General features: G+C 72.9%; 18 protein-coding genes and 1 pseudogene. 14 read left to right on the top strand and 5 right to left on the bottom strand.

Annotated features, from left to right (window positions below):
• Nucleotide 1: 1 nt before the first annotated feature.
• The 5 genes from glmU (at nucleotide 2) to ACYVGN_RS00210 (ending at nucleotide 5,465) form a co-directional block, all read left to right on the top strand.
• A complete protein-coding gene (glmU, locus tag ACYVGN_RS00190) occupies nucleotides 2-1,480 on the top strand; it encodes a bifunctional UDP-N-acetylglucosamine diphosphorylase/glucosamine-1-phosphate N-acetyltransferase GlmU (protein WP_134745623.1) in 1,479 nt (492 codons plus the stop codon).
• Complete coding sequence (locus ACYVGN_RS00195; RefSeq protein WP_460788009.1) at nucleotides 1,452-2,489, top strand: ribose-phosphate diphosphokinase; 1,038 nt, start codon at nucleotides 1,452-1,454, stop codon at nucleotides 2,487-2,489. The genes glmU and ACYVGN_RS00195 overlap by 29 nt, the downstream gene beginning before the upstream one ends.
• A 121-nt stretch (nucleotides 2,490-2,610) precedes the next feature.
• Complete coding sequence (locus ACYVGN_RS00200) at nucleotides 2,611-3,066, top strand: FMN-binding protein (protein WP_460788010.1); 456 nt, start codon at nucleotides 2,611-2,613, stop codon at nucleotides 3,064-3,066.
• Between the two features lie 15 nt (nucleotides 3,067-3,081).
• The gene (locus ACYVGN_RS00205; RefSeq protein ID WP_460788011.1) at nucleotides 3,082-3,921 is read left to right on the top strand and encodes an FAD:protein FMN transferase; all 840 of its coding nucleotides are present in this window, start codon (nucleotides 3,082-3,084) and stop codon (nucleotides 3,919-3,921) included.
• Complete coding sequence (locus ACYVGN_RS00210; protein WP_460788013.1) at nucleotides 3,918-5,465, top strand: FAD-dependent oxidoreductase; 1,548 nt, start codon at nucleotides 3,918-3,920, stop codon at nucleotides 5,463-5,465. Before ACYVGN_RS00205 ends, ACYVGN_RS00210 begins: the two co-directional genes overlap by 4 nt.
• 4 nt (nucleotides 5,466-5,469) lie before the next feature.
• Here the strand turns inward: ACYVGN_RS00210 and ACYVGN_RS00215 are convergent, their stop codons facing one another.
• Together ACYVGN_RS00215 and ACYVGN_RS00220 are read right to left on the bottom strand one after the other, a co-directional pair.
• Complete coding sequence (locus ACYVGN_RS00215) at nucleotides 5,470-6,942, bottom strand: sensor histidine kinase (protein WP_460788014.1); 1,473 nt, start codon at nucleotides 6,940-6,942, stop codon at nucleotides 5,470-5,472.
• Nucleotides 6,939-7,673, bottom strand: a complete 735-nt coding sequence (locus ACYVGN_RS00220; protein WP_460788016.1) for a response regulator transcription factor — start codon at nucleotides 7,671-7,673, stop codon at nucleotides 6,939-6,941. Before ACYVGN_RS00220 ends, ACYVGN_RS00215 begins: the two co-directional genes overlap by 4 nt.
• A 238-nt stretch (nucleotides 7,674-7,911) precedes the next feature.
• Here ACYVGN_RS00220 and ACYVGN_RS00225 point away from each other — a divergent pair.
• A pseudogene (locus tag ACYVGN_RS00225) lies at nucleotides 7,912-8,232 on the top strand (FAD-binding protein); the annotation flags it as partial.
• 86 nt (nucleotides 8,233-8,318) lie between these two features.
• Nucleotides 8,319-8,558: a BBE domain-containing protein gene (locus ACYVGN_RS00230; RefSeq protein WP_460788312.1), complete on the top strand. Its 240-nt coding sequence runs from the start codon at nucleotides 8,319-8,321 to the stop codon at nucleotides 8,556-8,558.
• 65 nt (nucleotides 8,559-8,623) lie between these two features.
• Here the strand turns inward: ACYVGN_RS00230 and gndA are convergent, their stop codons facing one another.
• On the bottom strand, nucleotides 8,624-10,087 hold the full coding sequence (gndA, locus tag ACYVGN_RS00235; protein ID WP_460788017.1) for an NADP-dependent phosphogluconate dehydrogenase: 1,464 nt from the start codon (nucleotides 10,085-10,087) through the stop codon (nucleotides 8,624-8,626).
• Between the two features lie 494 nt (nucleotides 10,088-10,581).
• Here gndA and ACYVGN_RS00240 point away from each other — a divergent pair, with 494 nt between their 5' ends.
• Nucleotides 10,582-11,208 carry a 50S ribosomal protein L25/general stress protein Ctc gene (locus tag ACYVGN_RS00240; protein ID WP_460788019.1) on the top strand — a complete coding sequence of 209 codons (627 nt, stop codon included), beginning with the start codon at nucleotides 10,582-10,584 and terminating at the stop codon, nucleotides 11,206-11,208.
• Between the two features lie 112 nt (nucleotides 11,209-11,320).
• Nucleotides 11,321-11,905 carry an aminoacyl-tRNA hydrolase gene (gene pth / locus ACYVGN_RS00245; protein WP_460788021.1) on the top strand — a complete coding sequence of 195 codons (585 nt, stop codon included), beginning with the start codon at nucleotides 11,321-11,323 and terminating at the stop codon, nucleotides 11,903-11,905.
• Between the two features lie 7 nt (nucleotides 11,906-11,912).
• On the opposite strand, the gene ACYVGN_RS00250 is transcribed toward pth, so the two are convergent.
• Entirely contained in the window at nucleotides 11,913-12,422 is a 510-nt protein-coding gene (locus tag ACYVGN_RS00250; RefSeq protein ID WP_460788023.1) for a hypothetical protein, read from the bottom strand.
• 60 nt (nucleotides 12,423-12,482) lie between these two features.
• Here ACYVGN_RS00250 and mfd point away from each other — a divergent pair, with 60 nt between their 5' ends.
• The 5 genes from mfd (at nucleotide 12,483) to hisS (ending at nucleotide 19,759) form a co-directional block, all read left to right on the top strand.
• Nucleotides 12,483-16,106, top strand: coding sequence for a transcription-repair coupling factor (mfd, locus tag ACYVGN_RS00255; protein ID WP_460788024.1), 3,624 nt, complete (start codon nucleotides 12,483-12,485; stop codon nucleotides 16,104-16,106).
• A 43-nt stretch (nucleotides 16,107-16,149) separates the two neighbouring features.
• Complete coding sequence (locus tag ACYVGN_RS00260) at nucleotides 16,150-16,488, top strand: GNAT family N-acetyltransferase (RefSeq protein WP_167626768.1); 339 nt, start codon at nucleotides 16,150-16,152, stop codon at nucleotides 16,486-16,488.
• Between the two features lie 114 nt (nucleotides 16,489-16,602).
• Nucleotides 16,603-17,763: a Na+/H+ antiporter NhaA gene (gene nhaA / locus ACYVGN_RS00265; protein ID WP_460788026.1), complete on the top strand. Its 1,161-nt coding sequence runs from the start codon at nucleotides 16,603-16,605 to the stop codon at nucleotides 17,761-17,763.
• Nucleotides 17,764-17,800: 37 nt separating this feature from the next.
• The gene (locus tag ACYVGN_RS00270) at nucleotides 17,801-18,457 is read left to right on the top strand and encodes a nucleoside triphosphate pyrophosphohydrolase (RefSeq protein WP_055989940.1); all 657 of its coding nucleotides are present in this window, start codon (nucleotides 17,801-17,803) and stop codon (nucleotides 18,455-18,457) included.
• Nucleotides 18,458-18,472: 15 nt separating this feature from the next.
• On the top strand, nucleotides 18,473-19,759 hold the full coding sequence (gene hisS, locus ACYVGN_RS00275) for a histidine--tRNA ligase (protein WP_460788027.1): 1,287 nt from the start codon (nucleotides 18,473-18,475) through the stop codon (nucleotides 19,757-19,759).
• Nucleotides 19,760-19,765: 6 nt separating this feature from the next.
• Here the strand turns inward: hisS and ACYVGN_RS00280 are convergent, their stop codons facing one another.
• Nucleotides 19,766-20,248, bottom strand: a complete 483-nt coding sequence (locus ACYVGN_RS00280) for an NUDIX domain-containing protein (RefSeq protein ID WP_460788029.1) — start codon at nucleotides 20,246-20,248, stop codon at nucleotides 19,766-19,768.
• Between the last annotated feature and the right edge of the window lie 8 nt (nucleotides 20,249-20,256).

Consider the following 20,256-nt stretch of genomic DNA (forward strand, 5'->3'; position numbering starts at 1 on the left):
CATGAGCAACAGCGAAGCGACGACTCAGAGCCTGGCGATCGTCATCCTGGCGGCGGGGCAGGGCACCCGGATGCGCTCGCGCACACCCAAGGTGCTGCACCCCATCGGCGGGCGCACGCTGCTGGGGCATGTGCTCCACACCGCACAGCAGCTTCCCGCCTCGGTCGTGCGGGTGGTGGTGCGGCACGAGCGCGACCGCGTCGTGCAGGAGCTCGAGGACATCCCGGGCGTCGAGGTCGTGGACCAGGACGACATCCCGGGAACCGGGCGCGCGGTGCAGCTCGCGGTCGAGGGCCTGCCGGCGGACTTCGACGGCGACGTGCTCGTGCTGAGCGGCGACGTGCCGCTGCTCGAGACGGACGCGCTCGCCGCGCTGATCGAGGAGCACCGCGCCGCCGCGGCCGAGGCCACGCTGCTGAGCGCCACGCTCGACGACCCCAGCGGGTACGGCCGCGTCATCCGCGACGCCGACGGCTCGGTGCTGCGGATCGTCGAGCAGAAGGACGCGACCGAGGATGAGGCGGCGGTCGCCGAGATCAACGCGGGCGTGTACGTGTTCCGGGCGCGGACGCTGCGCGAGAGCCTCGCGCAGGTCGGCACCGCGAACGCGCAGGGCGAGATGTACCTGACCGACGTCATCCGCCTGCTGCGCGAGGCGGGCCGCCAGGTCGCGGCGCGCGCGGCCGAGGACGCGCGCGTCGCGCTCGGCGTGAACGACCGCGTGCAGCTGTCGGAGGCGGCGGCCATCCTGAACGCCCGGATCGTGCGCCGCTGGCAGCGCGAGGGCGTCACGATCCAGGACCCCGCGACCACGTGGATCGACGACACCGCCACGCTGGCGCCGGACGTCACGATCCTGCCGAACACCCACATCCTCGGCGCGACCACCATCGCGGAGGGCGCCACGATCGGCCCCGACACGTCGCTGGTCGACTGCGAGGTCGGCGAGGACGCGGTCGTGCGGCGCGCCGACGCGACGCTCGCCGTGATCGGGCCGCGCGCGAACGTCGGGCCCTTCGCCTACCTGCGGGCGGGCGCCGAGCTCGCCGCCGGGGCCAAGGTCGGCACGTACGTCGAGGTGAAGAACTCCCAGATCGGCGAGGGCAGCAAGGTGCCGCACCTGTCGTACGTCGGCGACACGACGATCGGCCGCGGCGTGAACCTCGGCGCGGGCGCGATCACCGCGAACTACGACGACATCGCCAAGCACCGCACCGTGATCGGCGACGAGGTCCACACCGGCTCGCACAACGTGTTCGTGGCGCCGGTTAGGATTGAGGCCGGCGCCAAGACGGGGGCCGGAGCCGTGATCCGCAAGGATGTCCCGGCCGGTGCCCTGGCCTTGAGCGTCGCCCCTCAGCGCAACATCGAGGGGTGGGTGGAGAAGAACCGAGCGGGCACCGCCGCGGCCGACGCCGCGGCGCGCGCCCGGAGCGCAGAGAAGGCGGCCGATGGCGCGCAAGAGCAAGACGACCACTGACGACGAGCGCCAGCGGGGCATCGCCCCGGGGATCGTCACCAAGACCAAGAAGCGTCTGGTGGTCGTCTCGGGGGGATCCCACCCGGAGCTGGCGGACGCGATCGCGCACCAGCTCGGCATCGAGGTCGCGCCCACCGAGCGCCGCACCTTCGCCTCGGGCGAGATCTACACGCGCTTCGAGACGTCGATGCGCGGCTGCGACGTGTTCGTGGTCCAGACGTTCGGCCAGCCGGTCAACGAGTGGATCATGGAGATGCTGATCATGCTCGACGCGCTCAAGCGCGCGTCGGCCAAGCGGATCACCGTGGTCGCGCCGTACTACCCGTACTCGCGTCAGGACAAGAAGGGCCGCGGCCGCGAGCCGATCTCGGCGCGCCTCGTCACCGACCTGATCGCGACCGCCGGCGCGGACCGCATCATGAGCGTCGACCTGCACGCCGCGCAGATCCAGGGCTTCTTCGACGGCCCGGTCGACCACCTGTTCGCCAAGCCGATCCTCGCGCGCTACTTCGAGGAGTCGCTGCAGGGCGAGGACCGCGAGACCCTGACGGTCGTGTCGCCCGACATGGGCCGCGTGCGCGTCGCCGACACGTGGGCCGACGAGTTCGGCGCGCCGCTCGCCATCATCCACAAGCGCCGCGACCCCAAGGTCGCCAACCAGGTCACCGTGCACGACATCGTCGGCGAGGTCGAGGGCCGCACGTGCCTGCTGGTCGACGACATGATCGACACCGGCGGCACGATCGTGAAGGCCGCCCAGGCCCTCAAGGCCAACGGCGCCCGCAAGGTCATCGTCGCCGCGACGCACGCGATCTTCAGCCCCCCGGCCGCCGAGCGCCTGCAGGACGCCGCGATCGACGAGGTCGTGGTGACCGACACCCTGCCGCTGTCGCCCGAGCAGCGCTTCGACAAGCTCACGGTCCTGTCGGCCGCGCCGCTGCTCGCCCGCGCCATCCGCGAGGTCTTCGACGACGGCTCGGTCACGAGCATGTTCGACGGCGCGGCCTGACAGTCCGCCCCCGGCGCGCGAGCGCAGAGGGGATTCATAACCGGTGCCGATCCGGTGCCGGGAGACGTCGGCCAGGATGGAGTCACGGCCGCGGAGGCGGCACCGACGACAGGGGACCGACATGAACCGATCCGCACGCACCGGCGCCGCTCTCGCAGGAGTCGCGGGCGTCATCGCGCTCGCCGGCTGCGGCGCCGTGACCGTGGGCGCCTCGACTGACGACGAGCCGCCCGCCGAGAGCACGGGCACCGAGACGTCGGAGACCGCCTCGGCCGAGCCCGCATACGCCGACGGCACCTACACCGCCGAGGGCAGCTATCAGACGCCCGAGACGATCGAGACCGTCTCCGTCACGGTCACGCTCGAGGACGACATCGTCACGGCGGTCGAGGTCACGGGCGATCCGCAGGCGCGCGAGAGCCGGCAGTACCAGGGCCAGTTCATCGCGGGCATCGCGGACGAGGTCGTGGGCGTCGACATCGACGAGCTGGCCGTCGACCGGGTGGCTGGCTCCTCGCTCACGAGCGGCGGCTTCAACGAGGCGATCAAGCGGATCAAGCAGGACGCGGCGGCCTGAGATGGCCGCGTCCCGATGACGGCGACGTGGCGCTTCGACGCCATCGGCACCGGCTGGCGGATCGACACCCCGGAGCCGCTGCCTGACGACGTCCGCGACGGCGTGAGCGGCCTCATCGCGGCCTTCGACGCCGCATGGTCGAGGTTCCGCGGCGACTCGCTCGTCGCCCGGCTGGCGCCCGGGGGAGAGGTCCCCGCTCCTCCCGACGCGGCCGCCATGCTCGACGCATACGCCGAGCTCGGCCGCGCGACCGGCGGCGCCGTGAACCCGCTCGTCGGAGCCTCGCTCGAGAGGCTCGGCTACGACGCCGCGTACTCGCTGCGCGCCCAGGACCCCGTCGCGGCGCCGGCGGACTGGCGCGACGGGACGCTGCGCCTCCGCGGCCGCGCCACGATCGATGTCGGCGCGCTCGGCAAGGGGCGCCTGATCGACCGGGTCGCCGAGCTCATCCCCGGTCCCGCGGTCGTCGACGCGAGCGGCGACCTGCGCGTGTGCGGCATGCCGCAGCGCGTCGCGCTCGAGCACCCGTACGACCCGCGCCGCGCGATCGGCGTGATCACGGTCGCGGACGGCGCGCTGTGCGCATCCGCCGCCAATCGTCGCGCGTGGGGCGACGGCCTGCATCACGTGCTGAACGCCCGCACCGGGGCTCCCGTGCGCACGGTCGCCGCGACCTGGGCGCTGGCCGAGACGGCCATGAGCGCGGACGCCGCCGCGACCGCGCTGTTCTTCGAGGCCGGGCCGGAGTACGCGCACGCCCACGGCGTGGACTGGGTGCGGATGCTGACCGACGGCCGCGCAGAATGGTCGCTGGGATCGCGCATCGAGCGGGGAGAAGCGGAGCTGTTCACATGATCGGACGCCTGACGGCCGTCTACCAGCGCGGCATGCGGCAGCTGGGGCGCCTGTCCATGTACCGGCTGGTGCTGCTCGCGCTGGGCGTGCTCACGCTGGTCGCGCTCGCGCTGTCGTTCTTCGGGCTCGTCCTGCCGTCGCCCGCCGAGCTGCTGGCGACGGCCGCCGTGCTGGTCGCGGTGGGCGCCGCGGTCGACGTGGTCGCTCACCGCATCCTGCGGCTCGTCTGGCGCCCCGAGTCGACGCTCATCACCGCCGCCATCCTGGTGTTCGTGGTGCGGCCCGGCCTGGACGTCGCGACGCTGGCGGGAGCCGCGATCGCGGCCGCCGCGGCGTCGCTGTCGAAGTACCTGATCGTCTGGCGCGGCCGGCACATCCTGAACCCGGCGGCGGTCGGCGCGACCGCGGCCACCCTGTCCACGCTGGGAGGCTCGGCGTGGTGGGTCGGTACGCCCGCGCTGTTCGCGCCGCTGCTCCTCGTGAGCGTCCTCGTGCTGTGGCGCACCGAGAAGCTGCGGGTCGTCGCCCTGTTCTACGGCGTCGCGGTGGTGGTCGCGGCCGGCCGGACGATCGCGCAGCTCTACGCGGCCGGCGCCGCGATGCCGCTCGAGACGCTGCTGCAGGCGGTGCTCGTGCAGTCGCCGTACCTGTTCCTCGGCGCGTTCATGCTCTCGGAGCCGCTCACCCTGCCGCCGCGCCGGTGGCAGCAGTACCTCGTGGCGGTCGCGGTCGGCGCCCTCGCCGGATGGCCGATCCCGCTCGGCGTCATCACGCTCGGCCAGGAGCGGGCGCTGCTGATCGGCAACCTGATCGCCTTCGCGTTCGCGGCGCGCGGCGCGGTCCGCCTCACGCTGCGGCGCCGCACGGCGCTGACGCCGACCGTGCAGGAGCTGGCCTTCACCGCCAAGCGCCCCGTGCGGTTCGAGCCGGGGCAGTACCTCGAGCTGGATGTGCCGCACCGCCATCCGGACGCGCGGGGCACGCGCCGCGAGTTCTCGATCTCGTCGGCGCCCGAGGACCTGCCGGAGATCCGGATCGCGTTCCGCGAGAGCCGGACGGGGACCGCCTCGAGCTACAAGCGGGCGCTCGCCGCCGCCCGGCCGGGCGACGTGCTGGCCGTGACCGGCGTGTGGGGCGACTTCACGCTGCCGCGGTCGCCGCGCACGCCGGTGCTCATGGTCGCCGCCGGCATCGGGGTCACCCCGTTCGTCTCGCAGCTGCGCCACCTGCGCCTGGCCGGGGAGACCCGCGACGTCGTGCTGATCTACGTCGCCTCGAGCTCCGACGAGCTGGCCTACCGCGCGGACCTCGAGGCCACCGGCGTGCGCACGGTCGTGTACACCCGCGACGAGCCGGCCGGCCTCCCCGCCCACTGGACCTGGGCCGGGGGAGAGCGGCTGACCGCCGAGGGCCTGCACCGCGCGGTACCCGACCTGTCGCGGCGCCACGCGTACGTCTCCGGACCGCCCGCGCTGATCGCGGACCTCGCGCCCGCCCTCGGCCGCGCCCACGGCCTGACCACGGACGCCTTCGCCGGATACTGAGGTTTCAGGCCGGATCGACGGGCTTGGCGGGCAGCGCCACCTCGAACGTCGTGTCCCCGGGGCGGCTGGTCACCCGGATCTCGCCGTGGTGCGCGTCGACGATGGCCTTCACGATCGCCAGCCCCAGACCCGTGCCGCCGGTGGACCGGGCGCGCGACCGGTCGCCGCGGGCGAAGCGCGTGAACAGCTCGCCCTGCAGCGCGGGATCGATCCCGGGGCCGTCGTCGTGGACCCGCAGGATCGCGCGCGTCGCGCTGCCCGTGCCGTCGAGCGTCAGCGACGCCGTCACCGTGGTCCCCGCCGGCGTGTGGGTGCGCGCGTTGGCCAGCAGGTTCGCGATCACCTGGCTCAGCCGTGCGGCGTCGCCCGCCACGATCACCGGCGCCTCGTCGACCTCGACCCGCCACACGTGCTCGGGCCCGGCGACGCGCTGATCGGCGACCGCCTCGAGCGTGAGCCGGGTGAGGTCCACCGCGCCGTAGACGAGCTCCTGCCCCTCGTCCAGGCGGGCGAGCAGAAGCAGATCCTCCACGAGGCCCGTCATCCGCACGGACTGCGCCTGGATGCGCTCGAGCGACTGCCCGGTCGTCTCGCTCAGGGACGGATCGCGCAGCGACAGCTCGGAGTACCCCCGGATCGACGCGAGCGGCGTGCGCAGCTCGTGGCTGGCGTCCGCGACGAAGGTGCGCATCCTCTCCTCGTTGCGCTGCCGCGCGGTCAGGGACGCATCGACGTGGTCGAGCAGGGTGTTCAGCGCCGCGCCCACCTGCCCGATCTCGGTGCGCGCATCCGCCTGCTCGGCCGGCACGCGCTCCTCGATCGACACCGCGCCCTGGTCGAGCGGCTGCCGCGCGACGCGCTGGGCCGTCTCGGCGACCGCGCGCAGGGGCTTGAGGCCCTGACGGATCACGACCGTGATCGCGAGGCCGAGCACGGCCAGCCCCGCCGCGGTCGCGAACGTGATCGTCGTGAGCAGCTCGCCGATCGTGGCGCGCACCTCCTGGGTCGACATGCCCATGACCACCACCCCGCCGGGCACCTCGCCGGCCTGCACCCGGAACTCCCCGAGCCCGCGCACGGTCATGGTGCGCACCTGCTCCTGGCCCTCGGGGCGGTCCAGCTTGAGCCCGGAGAGCTGCGCGGCCGTCAGGGTCTCGACCTGGAAGTGGTCGTCGACGTAGGCGCCGCTCCGATCGCCGTCCGCCGTCTCGAGCACGAGCACGGTGCCGGGCGGCACCTGGAGGCCGTCGAGCACCCGCGGGGCGTCCTCGGCGCCCGATCCGACGAGCCACGGGCCGGCCTCCGTCACGAGGCTGCGCACCTGCTGGCTCAGGCGCTCCTCGAGCACCGAGTTCAGCATCACGCTCGTGACGGCCGCGACGATCACGAAGATGAGCGAGACGAAGCCGAACACCGTCAGCATCAGCCGCGCCTGGAACGACAGCGGCAGCCTCCGGATCCGGCCGAGGGGCGTCACTGGGGCGCCTTGATCATGTACCCGACGCCGCGGACCGTGTGGATGAGCGGCTCCCGCCCGGCGTCGATCTTCTTGCGCAGGTAGGAGATGTAGAGCTCGACGACGCTCGAGCGCCCGCCGAAGTCGTAGCTCCAGACGCGGTCGAGGATCTGGGCCTTGGACACGACCCGGCGCTCGTTGCGCATCAGGAAGCGCAGCAGCTCGAACTCGGTCGCCGTGAGCTCGATCTCGGTGCCGTCGCGCTCCACCTCGTGGCTGTCCTCGTTCAGCGTCAGATCGCCCACGCGCAGGATGGGGGCGTCCTCGGCGGCGTGCGCCGTGCCGGAGCGCCGCATGAGGGCGCGCAGCCGGGCCACGACCTCCTCGAGGCTGAACGGCTTGGTGACGTAGTCGTCGCCGCCCGCGGTCAGGCCGGCGACGCGGTCGGACACGGCGTCCTTGGCGGTGAGGAAGAGGACGGGCACGTCGTCGCCCGCCTGCCGCAGCCGCTGCAGCACGGTCATGCCGTCCAGGTCGGGCATCATGATGTCGAGCACGAGCGCGTCGGGCTTGAACTCCTTGGCGGCCTGCAGCGCCTCGAAGCCGTTGCCGGCGGTGCGCACCTGCCAGCCCTCCATCTTGAGCGCCATCGACAGCAGGTCGGTCAGCATCTGCTCGTCGTCGACGACCAGGATGCGGACGGGCGTGCCGTCGGCGCGCAGCAGGGCGGGGGAGGCGTGCGGGGTGCTCATGGGACCCATTGTGTCCGCGAACCTATGAGCTTTCTATGGAGCCGGCTATGCGCCGCGTGTGATTGTCGACGCTCTCGAGGGCGGCCGGGCGGAGGAGGGACTGTCCGATGTCGGAGGGCCCGGCTATGGTGCGGCCGAGCTCACTGCCGCGTTCGGCGGCACCGCGATCCTCCCGGGCGACCCCGACTGGGACGCCGCCCGACGCTTCCACTCCGGCATCGGAGAGCCCGACGCCATCGTGCGCGCGACGTCGCTCGACGACGTCCGCCGGGCGGTCCGCGGAGCGACCGCGGCCGGACTCGACGTCATGGTCCGCAGCGGCGGCCACAGCGCCTGGGGCTCCGTTCCCGGCGGCCTCACCCTCGATCTCACCGCCCTCGACGCCGTGACGGTCGAGGGCACGCGCGTCGGCGTCGGCGGCGGCGCGCACTGGGGCGCGGTCGCCCGCGCCCTGGCCGACCGCGGCCTCGGCCTGAGCTCCGGCGACACGGCGTCGGTCGGCGTGGGCGGGCTCACGCTCGGCGGAGGCATCGGTCTGATGGTGCGCGCCTGGGGCCTGGCGTGCGATCAGCTCACCGGCGTCCAGCTCGTCACGGCGGCGGGCGACGTCGTCGAGGCGACCGACGAGACCCATCCGGAGCTCCTGTGGGCGCTGCGGGGCGGCGGCGGGAACTTCTGCGGCGTGACCCGATTCGACTTCCGGGCGCGGCCGCTCGACGGCGTCGTGGCGGCCGAGCTGGGAATCGACGGCGATCCGCGGCCGATGCTCCGTGCCCTGCGCGACCTCATGGCGGATGCGCCGCGCGAGCGCGACTGGCCGCCGTCAAGCGCGAGTGGGATCCGCGCAACGTGTTCTCGCGCAACCACAACGTGCGGCCGGCGTGAGCCGGAGACGCCGCGTCCCCCTGCCCGGGGCGGGCAGGGGGACGCGGCGTCGGATCAGCGCGAGGTCAGTGGGTGTCCTCGGCCTCGATCTCGGTGCGGTCGCCGGACCACAGCGTGTGGAAGGTGCCCGGCTTGTCGATGCGCTTGTACGTGTGCGCGCCGAAGAAGTCGCGCTGGCCCTGGATGAGCGCGGCGGGCAGGCGCTCGGCGCGGATGCCGTCGTAGTACGCCAGCGACGAGGAGAACGCGGGCGAGGGGATGCCCGCCTGGGTCGCGGCGATCACGACGCGGCGCCACGCGGCCTGACCGCGCGTGAGCGCGTCGGCGAAGTACGGCGCGGACATGAGCAGCGGCAGGTCCGGGGTCTCCGCGTAGGCGTCGGCGATGCGGTTGAGGAACTGGGCGCGGATGATGCAGCCCGCGCGCCAGATCTTCGAGATCGCGCCGAGGTCGATCTTCCAGCCGTACTCTGCCGCGCCGGCGCGGATCTCGTCGAAGCCCTGCGAGTACGCCACGATCTTCGAGGCGAACAGCGCCTGGCGGACGTCCTCGATGAACGCGTCGGCGTCGGCGACCTCGAAGGTCTCGTCCGGGCCGGGCAGGGCCGCGGCGGCCTCGCGCTGCTCGGGGCGCGACGACAGCGAGCGCGCGAAGGTGGCCTCGGCGATGCCGGAGACGGGGACGCCGAGGGACAGGGCGGTCTGCACGGTCCACGCGCCGGTGCCCTTGGCGCCGGCCTGGTCGAGGATGACGTCGACCAGCGGCTTGCCGGTCTCCGCGTCGACCTGGCGCAGCACCTCGGCGGTGATCTCGATCAGGTACGACTCGAGCTCGCCGGAGTTCCACTCGGCGAACACGTCGGCGATCTCGGCGGGGGTCTTGCCCGTGCCGCGGCGGATCAGGTCGTACGCCTCCGCGATCAGCTGCATGTCGGCGTACTCGATGCCGTTGTGCACCATCTTCACGAAGTGGCCGGCGCCGTCGGTGCCCACGTGCGTGACGCAGGGCTCGCCCTCGGCGACCGCGGCGATCGACTTCAGGATCGGGCCGAGCGTGACCCACGACTCCTCCGGACCGCCGGGCATGATCGACGGGCCCGTGAGCGCGCCCTCCTCGCCGCCGGAGATGCCCGCGCCGACGAAGTTGATGCCGGTCTCACGGACGGCCTTCTCGCGGCGGATCGTGTCGGTGAACAGGGCGTTGCCGCCGTCGACGATGATGTCGCCCGGCTCGAACACCTCGGTCAGCGCCTGGATCACCGCGTCGGTGCCGGCGCCGGCCTTCACCATGATGATCGCCGTGCGCGGCTTGGCCAGCGACGCCGCGAACTCCTCGTACGAGTACGCCGGGATGAAGCCGGCCTCGGGGTGCTCGGCGACGAGCTGGTCGGTCTTGGCGCGGCTGCGGTTGAACACGGCGACCGTGTTCCCCTCGCGGCTGGCCAGGTTGCGAGCCAGGTTCGAGCCCATCACGGCGAGGCCCACGACCCCGATGTTGGCGACGGCGGTTGTGGTGGAAGCGTCGGTCACGCGATCTCCTTGCACACGGATCACAGGGGGAGACGAGCGGGTGCCGGAATCGGCCTCGTCGGGTCCAGGCTAGTGGGGCGGGCGCTCACATGCGTCCGCGTGACGCCGTGAGGCGGCGTCAGTCCTTGCGGTAGCCCGAGCGGCCGAGCGAGAAGAACGCGCCGACCAGCAGGACCGTGGCGGTGAGGGACATGACGGCGATGACGCCGGCGACGACGTGCGAGGGATCGATCACGGGGGCTCCTGGCGTGCGGCGACGCCCGCGGAATCGCGGTCGTCGGGCGGTTCTGCGCGCGGACAAAGCGCGTCACCACCGTACCCGTTCGTCGGGTACCATGGAAAACGACCTCGGCGAGGGCGAGCCGCGCATGCGCGTGCTCAGCCGTTATCGACGCGGGTGAGCCTCGGGGCTCTCCTCACGCGTTGCGTTCGAGTCGAGCAGCCACAGACCCCCGCGACATCGAACGGATGGCGCGGCCACGAGGAGACACATCATGTCGGAGCAGACCACGCTCACCACCGAGGTGCGCACCCAGTTCGGCAAGGGCTTCGCCCGCCGCTTGCGCGCCGCGCACAAGATCCCCGCCGTCCTGTACGGCCACGGCACCGAGCCCGTGCACCTGGCCCTGCCGGGTCACGAGACGCTCCTGCTCGTGCGTCACGCCAACGCGATCGTCGAGCTCGACATCGAGGGCACCAAGCAGCTCGCCCTGGTCAAGGACGTGCAGCGCGACCCGGTGCGCCAGGTCATCGAGCACGTGGACCTCGTCGTCCTGCGCAAGGGCGAGAAGGTCACGGTCGACGTCCCCGTCGTGGTGACGGGTGAGCCCTTCGCCGGCACGATCGCCAACCTCGACGCCATGACGCTGTCGATCGAGGTCGAGGCGACCCACATCCCGGAGCACCTCGAGGTCGACGTCGAGGGCCTGGAGGACGGCACCCACATCACGGCCGCCGAGGTGAAGCTCCCCGAGGGCGCGACCCTGGTCGCCGACCCCGAGACGCTCGTCGTCGCCATCTCGACCCCGCAGCTCGACACCACGAGCGACGCCGAGGCCGAGGCCGAGGCCGCAGAGGCTCCGGCTGCGGACGAGACCGCCTCGGAGGAGGCCGCCGAGTAACACCGGCACATCTTCGACGAGAGGGGGCGCGAGCGATCGCGTCCCCTCTCTCCGTCTGCGGCGGCTCGTCCGCGGCGGACTCTTGCGGCAGGATCGAGGACGAGGAGGAGTCATGGCCGACACGTGGCTGATCGTGGGGCTCGGCAACCCGGGACCCCGCTACGAGGCGACCCGTCACAACGTCGGGCAGATGGTGATCGACGAGCTCGCGGGCCGTCGCAGCGCGCCGTTCAAGCAGCACAAGGCCAACGCGCGCGTGGCCGAGACGTGGCTGCGCCCGGGCGCCGCCAAGCTCGTGCTCGCCAAGCCCAACTCCTTCATGAACGTCTCGGGCGGCCCCGTCGCGAACCTCGCCCGCTTCTACGGCATCGACGCCGGACGCGTGATCGTGGTGCACGACGAGCTGGACATCCCGTTCGACACGCTGCGCCTCAAGGCGGGCGGCGGTCACGGCGGTCACAACGGTGTGCGGGACGTCGCCAAGGCGCTCGGCACGCCGGACTTCGCCCGCGTGCGCGTCGGCATCGGGCGCCCGCCGGGCCGTCAGGACCCGGCCGACTGGGTGCTGGATCCGTTCGGCGCCACGGAGCGCCAGACGCTGCCCATCCTGATCGCCGACGCCGCCGACGCGGTCGAGCATCTGGTCGAGGTCGGGCTGGTCGACGCGCAGCAGCGCTTCCACGCCCCGAAGGCCTAGCCTCCGGTCAGACGGCGCCGGAGCCTGCGATGCCCGCCGCGGCGCCCGCCACGGCCGCGGCCCCGGCGACGACCGGGCCGAGGGCCGCGATCACGATCGCGGCGATTCCGGAGCGGCGTCCGCGGTCGCGGACGACCGCGACGATGCCCTGCACGAGGGCCCACACGCCGAGCGCGGTCCCGCCCCACGCGGCGACCTCCGCGAGGAGCACCCATTCGCGCACGGGGGAGAGGATCTCGAGCCCGGCGCTCGGCGACAGCGTCTGCAGCTGCGGACCGACCCCGGAGCCGATCGCCGCCGTCGCGACGGCAAGCAGGATGCTCGCGCCCACCGTCGCGCCGATCGCCAGCACCAGCGCGATGCGACCGAGCAGCGGCGACGCCGCGCGGCGTGGCGCCTGCAGCGCGGCCGCATAGCGCGCATCCTGCGGCGGAAGGTACGGCGCGGTGGGCGCGCCGGGCGCCGCGTGCCCGCCGGGGACGGGCGGCTGGGGGATCGGCGGCTGGGGTGCGCTCACGCTGTCATCCTAGGGAGCCGCCCCGGCCGCGGTGTCCGGGGCGCCGCATAGACTCTTGTGGTGACTGTTCAGGGGATCGTGCGCGCCCTCGAGACCGCCGAATCGTTCCGGGACGCTCTCACCGCATCGGCCGTGGACGCCGACCTCTCGATGGTCGACGGCCTCGACGCCCCGGCGCTCGCCGCGCTGCTCGAGCGCCGCGTGGCGGCCGGGCATCCCGCCGCGCTGCTCGCCGTCGCGCCGACGGGCCGCCGCGCGGAGGCGCTCGCCGGGGCGCTCGCGGCGGTCATGCCCGACGCCGAGGTGCTCGACTTCCCCGCCTGGGAGACCCTGCCGCACGAGCGGCTCAGCCCGAGCCCCGAGACCGTCGGCCGGCGCCTCGCGACGCTCCGCCGGCTCGCGACGTGGGATCGCGCGCGCCCGCTCGTGGTGACCTCGTCGATCCGCTCCGCCATCCAGCCGCTCGCGCCGGGCCTGGGCGAGGCCGAGCCCATCCGGCTCGCCGCCGGCGCGCGCGGCCACGACCTCGACGACATCGTGCGGCGCCTGGTCGAGCTCGCGTACGCGCGCGTCGACATGGTGTCGCGCCGCGGCGAGTTCGCGGTGCGCGGCGGCATCCTCGACGTGTTCCCGCCCGTGGCCGACCACCCCTACCGCATCGAGCTGTTCGGCGACGAGGTCGACCAGATCCGCGCCTTCTCGGTCGCCGACCAGCGCTCGCTGCCGGGCGAGGTGCCGGAGGTCGACCTCGTGCCGAGCCGCGAGCTGCTGCTGACGGCGGATGTGCGCGCCCGTGCGCGGCAGCTGCAGCACGAGTTCCCGGGCATCGCGCAGATGCTCGAGAAGATGTCCGAGGGCATCCCGGTGGAGGGGATGGAGTCCCTCACGCCGGTCGTCACGGACGAGCTCGTCTCGCTGGCCTCGTATCTTCCCGAGGGCGCCGCGGTCGCGCTCGTCGACCCCGAGCGCGCGGTCTCGCGCGCGCTCACGCTCGGCGAGACGAACCGCGAGTTCCTGGAGGCGGCGTGGAGCGCGGCCACGAGCGGCGCCCGCGCCCCCATCAACCTCGACTCGGGCGACTTCCTCACGATCTCCCGCCTCCACGACGACGTCCGCGAGCGCGGCGGCGTCTGGTGGACCCTCAGCCCGTTCGACTCCGGCGCCGCCGACACCGCGGCCGAGCTGGATGCGCTCGCGGACGACGGCGTGACGATCGCCCCGGATGCGGGCACCGCCATCCGGATCCGCGGCGCGGCTGTGCCGTCCTTCCAGGGCAGCATCGACGGCGCGGTCGACCACGTCGCCCGCCGCCTCGCCGAGGGCTGGCGCGTCGTGATCGCCGCGAACGGGGTCGGCCTCGTGGAGCGCGCGCGCGACGTGCTCGCCGACCGCGGCCTCGCCGCGCGCCTGGTCGAGAGCCTCGCGGACGTGCCGGAGCCCGGCGTCGCGACGCTCGCGGTCGCAGGCATCGAGCGCGGCTTCGAGTCGGACGAGGCGCGGCTCGCGGTGCTCACGGAGAGCGAGTTCTACGGCCGCACGATCGGCGGCGACGCCCGCGTCGTCAAGAAGCTGGCGTCGCGGCGGCGCAACGTCGTCGACCCTCTGCAGCTCAAGACGGGCGACTACGTCGTCCACGCCACGCACGGCATCGGCCGGTTCGTCGAGATGACGCAGCGCGTCGTCTCCAGCGGCGGACGCAACGCCACGAAGTCGACGCGCGACTACCTGGTCCTGGAGTACGCGCCGTCCAAGCGCGGCTATCCCGGCGACAAGCTGTTCGTGCCGACCGACCAGCTCGACCTGCTCTCGAAGTACGTGGGCGGCGAGGCGCCGACGCTGTCGAAGATGGGCGGCAGCGACTGGGCCCAGGCCAAGGGGCGCGCGCGCCGGGCGGTGCGCGACATCGCGGTCGAGCTGGTCAAGCTGTACTCCGCGCGCATGGCCGCCAAGGGCCACGCGTTCGGCCCCGACACGCCCTGGCAGCGCGAACTGGAGGAGGCGTTCCCGTTCGCCGAGACGCCGGATCAGCTGCAGACGATCGACGAGATCAAGCGCGACATGGAGCGTCCGGTTCCCATGGACCGCCTGCTGTCGGGAGACGTCGGCTTCGGCAAGACCGAGGTCGCGGTGCGCGCCGCGTTCAAGGCGATCCAGGACGGCAAGCAGGTCGCGATGCTCGTGCCGACCACCCTGCTGGTCAAGCAGCACCTCGAGACGTTCACCGAGCGCTTCGCCGGGTTCCCCGTGACGGTCAAGGCCCTCTCGCGCTTCCAGACCGACAAGGAGGCGCGCCAGGTCGTGCAGGGCCTCGCCGACGGCACGGTCGACATGGTGATCGGCACCCACCGGATCCTCACGGAGCAGGTGGCGTTCAAGGACCTCGGCCTCATGATCATCGACGAGGAGCAGCGCTTCGGCGTCGAGCACAAGGACCAGCTCAAGAAGCTCAAGACGAACGTGGACATCCTCGCGATGTCGGCCACGCCCATCCCGCGCACGCTCGAAATGGCGGTGACGGGCATCCGCGAGATGTCGACGCTCGCGACCCCGCCCGAGGACCGGCATCCGATCCTGTCGTATGTCGGCCCCCGCAACGACAAGCAGATCGCGGCCGCCATCCGGCGTGAGCTGCTGCGCGAGGGCCAGGTGTTCTACGTGCACAACCGCGTCACGTCGATCAACTCGGTCGCCGCTCACCTCGCCGAGCTGGTGCCGGACGCCCGCATCGCCGTGGCGCACGGCAAGATGGGCGAGCACCAGCTGGAGCAGGTCGTCGACGACTTCTGGGAGCGCAAGTTCGACGTGCTGGTCTGCACGACGATCATCGAGACCGGCATCGACATCGCCAACGCGAACACGATCATCATCGACCGCGCCGACAAGTACGGACTGGCGCAGCTGCACCAGCTCCGCGGCCGCGTGGGCCGCGGACGCGAGCGCGCGTACGCGTACTTCGTGTACGACGAGAACAAGCCGCTGAGCGAGACCGCCGCGGACCGGCTGCAGACGATCGCGGTCCACAACGACCTCGGGTCGGGCATCCAGGTCGCGATGAAGGACCTCGAGCTGCGCGGCGCGGGCAACCTGCTGGGTGCCGAGCAGGCCGGTCACATCGCGGGCGTCGGCTTCGACCTGTACCTCCGGATGATCGGCGAGGCCGTCGCGACGTTCCGCGGCGAGGAGACCGAGGGCCCGGTCGAGCTGCGGCTCGAGCTGCCGGTCGAGGCGCGCCTGCCCGAGTCGTACATCGACGCCGAGCGCCTGCGTCTCGAGGCCTATCAGAAGCTCTCGGCCGCGGCCACCGCGACCGCCAAGGACGACGCGATCGACCTCGTGATCGAGGAGCTCGCCGACCGCTACGGCGCGCCGCCGCCCGAGGTCGACGGGCTGATCGCGGTCGCGCGCCTGCGCCGCCGCGCCGCGCAGGCCGGGCTGACGGACGTCGTCGCGATGGGCCGCAACCTGCGGATCGCGCCCGCGCAGCTCCCCGACTCGATGCGCGTGCGGCTGCAGCGCCTGTACCCGGGCGCCAAGCTGCTGGCGGGCGGCGAGGCCATGGTCGTGCCGATGCCGACCGCGGGCGGCGAGCCGCTGGGCGACGCCGACCTGCTGGCGTGGGTCGCCCAGCTGCTGGACGCGATCTTCCCCGCGGCGAAGAAGGAGGACGCGGCCACGGGATCGTGACCGGGGGTTGAGCCCGCACCGGCCCGCCGGTTGGATGGGCGTCATGACCGAGTCGCAGTCCGAGCCCGACATCGTCGTGTCCGACAACCCGGAGCACACCCGCTACGAGGCCCACTTCAGCGACGCGCAGAACCCGCACGGCGCGCTCGCCGGCGTCCTCGTCTACGAGGACGGCGAGGGAACGCGCACGCTGCTGCACACGGTCGTGTGGGAGGAGTACTCGGGCCACGGGATCGGCGGACGCCTGGCGACCCACGCGTTCGCGGACGCGCGCGAGCGCGGCGTGAAGATCGTGCCGGTCTGCACCTTCGTGCAGGGCTGGCTCGAGCGCCATCCGGAGCAGCACGACGTGCTCGCCGCGCGCCCCGACGACGCCCGGTAGGCTGGATCGCGGTGTGCCGGGAAGTCTGGTCGGCGGCGGACGAGCGTCCGTCCTCTGAACCGGCGATCCCGCCCGCATGATCCGTCAGCGGATGACGGGCGACGAAAGGCACACATGAAGCTGCTCCGCTCCGAGCGATTCCCCGCCGTCCTGCTGCTGGCCGCCGCGGCCCTCGGCCTGCTGTTCGCGAACCTGCCGTTCGGCCCGGCCGTGCTGGACCTGAGCCACGCGCACCTGGCGATCCCGGGCACGCCGCTCGACCTGTCGCTCGCGCACTGGGTGTCGGACGGCCTCCTCGCGATCTTCTTCTTCGGGGTCGCGGTCGAGCTGCAGTACGAGCTGACGACGGGTGAGCTGTCGAGCGTGCGCAAGGCGCTGCAGCCCGCGATCGCCGCGGCGGGCGGCGTGATCGTGCCGATCGCGGTCTTCCTGCTGTTCGCGGGAGGAGACCCGGCGACCCGCGACGGATGGCCCGTGCCCACCGCGACCGACATCGCGTTCGCCCTCGGCGTGCTGGCCGTGTTCGGCAAGGGCCTGCCGTCGCCCGTGCGGATCTTCCTGCTCGCGCTCGCGATCATCGACGACATCGTCGGAATCGTCTTCATCGCGGTGCTGTTCGCGCACGACATGGATCTCGGCCTGCTCGCGATCGGGATCGTGCTGGTCGTGGTGTTCGCGGTGCTGAGCCGCCTGGACGCCGGCAGCCGTGGCGCGCGCGTCGCGATCGTCGCGGCCATGATCGTCGTCGCGGTGGCCGTGTGGGTCTTCGTGCTGCTGTCGGGCGTGCACGCCACGATCGCGGGCGTCCTGCTGGGGCTCGCGGTCCAGCAGAGCCCCGGCATGCGTGCGCGGCACGTCCTCGAGCCGTGGATCAACGGCGCGATCCTGCCCCTGTTCGCCTTCGTGGCGGCGCTGGTCGTCATCCCGCAGGTGAGGCCGTCGGAGCTGTCCCCGGCCCTGTGGGGCATCCTGGTCGCCCTGCCGGTCGGCAAGATCCTCGGCATCACGCTGTTCGGCTGGCTCGCCATGCGGATGCGCCCGCGCGGCACGGCGCCGACCATCGCGCTGCCCGACCTCGTCGCGGCCGGCACGCTGGGCGGGATCGGCTTCACGGTGTCGCTGCTGCTGGCGAACCTCGCGTACGCCGAGTCCGACGCCATCCGGGATCAGGCCATCCTCGGCGTGCTCGGCGGCTCCCTCATCGCGCTCGTGCTGTCGGGCGTCATCGTGTCGCTGCGCGCGCGCCATCACCGCCTGAACGCGGCATCATCGTGACGGGCGCCTCGTGGGCGGCCGAGCGGAAGGTGAGGGGATGACGGCGGACGCGCTGCGGCAGGCGGTCGAGACGATGCGCACGGTGCGCGATCGCTGCGTCTGGACGCAGGGCATCGACCACCGCGCCCTCGTCCCGTATCTGATCGAGGAGAGCCACGAGCTGATCGACGCGATCGAGGCCGGTGGCCGCGGCGATCTGCGCGAGGAACTCGGCGACCTGCTGTGGCAGGTGCTGTTCCACGCCGAGATCGCCTCGCGCGACGCGGCCGAGCCGTTCGACATCGACGACGTGGCGGCGACGCTCGTCGAGAAGATGGTGCGGCGGCACCCCCACGTGTTCGCGGGGGAGACGGCCGAGACGCCCGAGCGCGTTCTCGAGCTGTGGAACGCGGCAAAGGCCGCCGAGAAGCGGCAGCGCCTCAGCGTGCTGGACGGCGTCGCCCGCTCGATGCCCTCGCTGGCCCTCGCGCAGAAGCTGGTCGGCAAGGCCGCCCAGGTCGGCGCGGGCGACGAGATCGCCGTGGCCGTGCACGACGCGGCCGAGGTCGGCGCGGTGCCGGAGAGCGAGGAGGAGCTGGGCGACCTGCTTCTCACGCTGGCGGCCGCGGCCCGCGCGAACGGCTGGGACGCCGAGCGCGCCCTCCGCGAGCGCCTCCGCGCGCTGGAGGCGGAGATCCGCGAGCGGGAATCCTGAGAGAATTGCTTCCCTATGGCTGCTGTGAACGCCCCGCGCGGCATGCGCGACTTCCTCCCCGCTGACAAGGCCCGACGCGAGCGCGTGCTCGCCGTGATCCGCGAGCGCTACCGCGCCCACGGGTTCGACGAGATCGAGACGCCCGTCATGGAGGAGTACGCGCGCCTGCACGCCGGCATCGGCGGCGACAACGAGAAGCTCGCGTTCAACATCCTGCGTCGCGGTCTCGACGCCGACGCGATCCGGCACGCCGCGGACGACCCCGCGAAGCTGACCGACCTGGGCCTGCGCTACGACCTCACGGTGCCCCTCGCCCGGTTCTACGCCACGAACCGCGGCGAGCTGCCCACCGTGTTCCGGTCCATCCAGATCGCGCCCGTGTGGCGCGCGGAGCGTCCCCAGAAGGGGCGCTACCGGCAGTTCATGCAGTGCGACATCGACATCATCGGCGACGCGTCCGCGCGCGCCGAGGCCGAGCTGATCGTCGCGTCGCTCGACACGCTCGTCGCGCTCTCGCTCGAGGGCGCGACCGTGCGGATCAACGACCGCCGCGCGCTCGACGCGATGCTCGAGGCGTTCGGCTTCGCGCCCGAGGAGCGCCCCGGCGTGCTCATCACGATCGACAAGCTCGACAAGATCGGTCCCGGCGGCGTCGCGGCCGAGCTGCGCGAGCGCGGCGCGACGGCCGGGGCCGTGGACGCCTTCGAGGGGTTCCTGAACGGGCTCTCGGCCGCCGAGGCGCCGGCCCGGTTCGGCCGGGACCAGATCGTCGCGAAGCTGCCCGGCGGCATCCCGGACGAGATCGTCGACCACCTCGTCGGCGTGGGAGAGGCCGTCGCGGCGGCGCGCGGCGGCGGCGAGATCCCGCTGCAGTTCGACCCGTTCCTCGTGCGCGGCATGGGCTACTACACGGGCACGATCTTCGAGCTCGCACACCCCTCGGTGTCGTATTCGCTGGGCGGCGGCGGACGCTACGACGGCATGATCGGACGCTTCCTGGGTCAGGACGTGCCGGCGGTCGGGTTCTCGATCGGGTTCGAGCGCATCGTGGACCTCGTCGAGACGGCCGGGGCGGAGACCGCCGAGGCCGTCGTGCTGGTGCACGACAAGGACGTGCCGGTGGCCGAGCTGCTCGCGCTGAAGGCCGCGCTCGTGGCCGAGGGCTCGCGCGTGCGCCTCGAGCAGCGCACCCGCAACCTCAAGGGGCTGCTCGACCGCGCGACGGCCGACGGCTACACGGCCTACGCGAGCGTGGCCGCGGGCGCGACGCGCGAGTCGCTGGAGCTCAGGCCCCTGGGCTGATCCGCCTCAGAAGCCGAGCGGCAGGATGGGCCGCAGCGCGCGCTCGCGCCAGGCGTCCAGCACGATGCGCTCGTGCGGCACGACGGGGTCCGGCAGCGCGTCGAGCGGGAACCAGCGCAGGTCGGACGCCTTGTCCTCCTGCAGCACGGGCTCGCCCGTCCACGTGCCGCACGCGAAGAACACGTCGATCCGCTCGTCGATCGCCGCGCCGTCTCCCGTGCGGTGCTCGAGCGTGAGGAACTCGAGGTCGCCCGGCGCGACGCCGACGCCGAGCTCCTCCGCGGCCTCGCGCACCGCGGCCGCGAGCAGGGACTCGCCGCGCTCCACGTGACCCGCCGCGCCGGCGGCCCAGTGCGCGTCGTAGCAGCCGGTGCCCGCCCGCAGCTGCAGCAGGACCTCGTCGCCGCGGCGGAGGAACACGTAGGCGGCGGGGATGACGGTGAAGCGCCCATGGGCCGCCGCGTAGGCCTCGGTGTATCGCTCGCTCATGGGCTCCA

Source organism: Microbacterium lacusdiani (assembly GCF_054779895.1).

Excerpts from the sequence above, each read along its gene's own strand:
- ACYVGN_RS00200 (WP_460788010.1), top strand. The coding sequence starts at position 2,611 with ATGAACCGATCCGCACGCACCGGCGCCGCTCTCGCAGGAGTCGCGGGC.
- ACYVGN_RS00240 (WP_460788019.1), top strand. The coding sequence starts at position 10,582 with ATGTCGGAGCAGACCACGCTCACCACCGAGGTGCGCACCCAGTTCGGC.
- ACYVGN_RS00210 (WP_460788013.1), top strand. The coding sequence starts at position 3,918 with ATGATCGGACGCCTGACGGCCGTCTACCAGCGCGGCATGCGGCAGCTG.
- ACYVGN_RS00260 (WP_167626768.1), top strand. The coding sequence starts at position 16,150 with ATGACCGAGTCGCAGTCCGAGCCCGACATCGTCGTGTCCGACAACCCG.
- ACYVGN_RS00195 (WP_460788009.1), top strand. The coding sequence starts at position 1,452 with ATGGCGCGCAAGAGCAAGACGACCACTGACGACGAGCGCCAGCGGGGC.
- pth (WP_460788021.1), top strand. The coding sequence starts at position 11,321 with ATGGCCGACACGTGGCTGATCGTGGGGCTCGGCAACCCGGGACCCCGC.
- ACYVGN_RS00270 (WP_055989940.1), top strand. The coding sequence starts at position 17,801 with ATGACGGCGGACGCGCTGCGGCAGGCGGTCGAGACGATGCGCACGGTG.
- nhaA (WP_460788026.1), top strand. The coding sequence starts at position 16,603 with ATGAAGCTGCTCCGCTCCGAGCGATTCCCCGCCGTCCTGCTGCTGGCC.
- glmU (WP_134745623.1), top strand. The coding sequence starts at position 2 with ATGAGCAACAGCGAAGCGACGACTCAGAGCCTGGCGATCGTCATCCTG.
- hisS (WP_460788027.1), top strand. The coding sequence starts at position 18,473 with ATGGCTGCTGTGAACGCCCCGCGCGGCATGCGCGACTTCCTCCCCGCT.
- ACYVGN_RS00220 (WP_460788016.1), bottom strand. The coding sequence starts at position 7,673 with ATGAGCACCCCGCACGCCTCCCCCGCCCTGCTGCGCGCCGACGGCACG.
- ACYVGN_RS00280 (WP_460788029.1), bottom strand. The coding sequence starts at position 20,248 with ATGAGCGAGCGATACACCGAGGCCTACGCGGCGGCCCATGGGCGCTTC.
- ACYVGN_RS00205 (WP_460788011.1), top strand. The coding sequence starts at position 3,082 with ATGACGGCGACGTGGCGCTTCGACGCCATCGGCACCGGCTGGCGGATC.